The sequence below is a fragment of the Psychrobacter sp. genome (genome assembly GCF_030457785.1).
In the GTDB taxonomy this organism is placed as follows: domain Bacteria; phylum Pseudomonadota; class Gammaproteobacteria; order Pseudomonadales; family Moraxellaceae; genus Psychrobacter.
The window spans coordinates 1-2963 of the sequence record NZ_JAKDUI010000266.1 but is presented as its reverse complement, the minus strand read 5'-3'; the positions used below and the strand labels follow the sequence as shown (position 1 = coordinate 2963).

At 43.7% G+C, this 2963-nt stretch carries 3 protein-coding genes; 2 read left to right on the top strand and 1 reads right to left on the bottom strand.

Translation table 11 applies throughout. From position 1 onward, the window contains the following. Together L0J61_RS10350 and L0J61_RS10345 are read left to right on the top strand one after the other, a co-directional pair. On the top strand, window positions 1-485 hold a 485-nt coding region (locus tag L0J61_RS10350), incomplete at its 5' end, for a transposase (RefSeq protein ID WP_301466361.1). Between the two features lie 278 nt (window positions 486-763). After that, complete coding sequence (locus tag L0J61_RS10345; protein ID WP_301466360.1) at window positions 764-2161, top strand: lytic murein transglycosylase; 1398 nt, start codon at window positions 764-766, stop codon at window positions 2159-2161. Between the two features lie 391 nt (window positions 2162-2552). Here L0J61_RS10345 and L0J61_RS10340 read toward each other — a convergent pair whose 3' ends face one another. Next, a complete protein-coding gene (locus L0J61_RS10340; protein WP_301466359.1) occupies window positions 2553-2852 on the bottom strand; it encodes a hypothetical protein in 300 nt (99 codons plus the stop codon). Window positions 2853-2963: the final 111 nt, after the last annotated feature.

The window sequence follows — 2963 nt, the reverse complement described above, 5'->3', positions numbered from 1 at the left end:
CGGTCTACCCTAACGCTCAGGTTCAGCTGTGTATCGTGCATATGGTGCGCTATTCAATGAAGTTTGTACCTTGGACAGATAAGAAGGCCGTAGCGGCTGATTTAAAGGCCATCTACGGTGCTGATACGCTTGAGATAGCAGAGGCCAACCTTGAGCACTTTGATGAGGTATGGGGCAAAGAGTACCCGCATGTCATCAAGTCTTGGCGTAATAACTGGGAGGGCTTAACGGTGTTCTTTGAGTACCCGAAAGACATCAGAAAAGTAATTTATACCACCAATGCGATTGAGTCGCTAAACAGTGTGATTCGTACAGCGGTAAATAAGCGTAAGGTGTTCCCGTCTGATCAGGCGGCATTCAAAGTGGTGTACTTAGCCACCCAGCAGGCGTCTAAAAAGTGGTCGATGCCGATTCGTAACTGGACGTCTGCTCTTAATCGTTTTATGATTATGTTTGATGATCGTATCAGTAAGCATTTAATCTAAATGGCAGTTACACAGAATCTGGGATGGTCTCCGACTGCTTCATAACCTTGCTACCCCACTCTCGAAATCACATGGAAACTGGCGCTATACCACGGTAGTTTCTATGTTGAACAATATCAAATCCTCTTCCAACCTCACACCTATATCAAACTAACGTAATTATTTATAGCGTTAGAACTACAATACCTTTTCTTTATTATTTAGATTGGTTACTCTAAGCTCATATCGTGTCAGTCCTCTTTGCCAACCCTTTTAATTTGACGTTTATAGGATATTCCATGCGTTTCACTTCTGTTTCTACCTCTGCTTTGTCGCTACTGAGTCTTGCTGTTGGGCTTAGTTTTGCGAGCACCGCCCAAGCTGCTAGACCACCAGCACCTGATCTATCCAATAGTGAGTTTCAACAATGCTTAGATAGACTAAAAAACTCTAGCAAGTTCAGTGGCGTAGATAGCTTCACTTTTAATAACTATCGTCCTAGCCAGCCTGACCCTAGCGTGATTCAATCACTCAATTACCAACCAGAGTTTCAAAAAGATGTTTGGGATTACTTATCAGTATTAGTCGATAAAGAGCGTGTCGAAGACGGTATCCGTGCCAAGCATCAATGGAGTGATACACTTCGCCAAGTGGAATCACGTTATGGCGTAAAAGCTGCACACGTATTAGGCGTATGGGGCGTAGAGTCAAACTTTGGACAGACACTAGGCAAAAAACCCTTGTTCGAATCTTTAGCGACATTGTCCTGTTTTGACCGTCGTCAAAGCTATTTCCAAGGCGAATTTGCCAATGCGCTAAAGATCGTACAACGTGGCGATATCGCACCAAGTGACATGACGGGCTCGTGGGCAGGTGCCTTTGGACAAACGCAGTTTATGCCGGGCACCTTTTTAGATTTGGCTGTAGATTTCGACGGTGATGGTCGCCGTGACTTGGTCAACAGTGTACCCGATGCACTGGCTTCCACCGCTAACTTTTTGGACAACAGAGGCTATCGTACTGGTGAGCCTTGGGGCTATGAAGTTAAACTCCCTGACGGCTTCTGGGCAGCATCTAATCGTAGAGACAAAAAATCGATCAGTCACTGGCGTAATCAAGGTTTAACACTGGCAAATGGTAGCCCGTTGCCTTATGACTTGAACAGTGCGGGCTTGTTATTACCAGCCGGTATGGAAGGACCTGCTTTCTTGGTTGGTAAAAACTTTGATACTTTTTATTCGTACAATGCATCAGAAAACTACGCGTTGGCCATTGCCCATTTATCCGACTTGATCACTCGTGAAGACAGCAGTAAAACGGACTTCATTACTGCCTGGCCAACAGACGATCCAGGCATCAGCCGTCAGCAAGCCAAAGATATCCAGCAAGCGCTCCTAGACGCTGGATATGACATTGGTGGTGTCGATGGTATCATCGGAGACAATACCCGTACCGCTATCCAACAATACCAAACTAGCCGCGGTATTTTCCCAGCTGATGGACGTGCCGGACAAAATTTTTATCGTACGATTATTGGTGATGCAGCACCTAACCGAAGCCAGTACGGCAATCAATACGGACAGTCAGGCAACAGCCAACCACTGAACCCCGAGCCTGCTGACCGTATGGGACAACTGATCCAACAAAAAAACGCAGATGGTTCCATTAGGCTGGTGCGTATTGATGAAGGATCATAGCACCATACGAATCTAGTCATGCTTCGCGACCTAAATGCGGACATGCCTTAGGTTAGCGATTATAGTCAAGATGTGTTCAAACCGCTACAGTGCTACTGGGATGAATTTTTCGCAGCCTCTGTAAATACAGCACGCAAGTGAAATTTGTACCAGTAGCACGATTGTAAAAGGGTTTCGATTTTACTTTTCATCGAATACAGTACTGTTTATTCATTTGCTGGCTATAAACCAAAAAAAAGCCACGCTATTTAGCGTGGCTTTTTTTTGTAGTAATTACCATGGTTATCACTGGGATTGATACCATGGTTAATATAATAACGACCACCATTTACTGTTGGATAAAATTAGAATTATTTAACCGATCAATGAAGTCGAATGGTTCAACAAGAAACTAAACGATTGGTGGTGGATTCGGCTTGTCATCACTATCGCCCCAGTTTTCACGCGCTTTCTCATCTAAGTCTTTTGACGTCTTGGGTTCCCACTTGCCATTTTCTTTCCAAGTTTCATCGCCCCAGTCTTCGTCTTCTTCTTTTTGATCCACATCTTTGTAACCTTGATTTGGTTCTATACCACGGCGCTTCATATCGGCTACTTGCTCTTCTAATGTGCGAAATTGGTCAGCGTCATGCATGGTTTGTTCTAATTCATCGATTTCATGGTTCAAGTCATCATACTTGCCGTTAGTCATTATATATTCTCCTTAATCTATCAGTGGCTTCGTGCACTTTATCGTTGTAAATTGCCATCTTTATATGGATACTTTAATTAATTTTACTTTCTAATTATTCTTATTATCACT

Excerpts from the sequence above, each read along its gene's own strand:
- L0J61_RS10345 (WP_301466360.1), top strand. The coding sequence starts at position 764 with ATGCGTTTCACTTCTGTTTCTACCTCTGCTTTGTCGCTACTGAGTCTT.
- L0J61_RS10340 (WP_301466359.1), bottom strand. The coding sequence starts at position 2,852 with ATGACTAACGGCAAGTATGATGACTTGAACCATGAAATCGATGAATTA.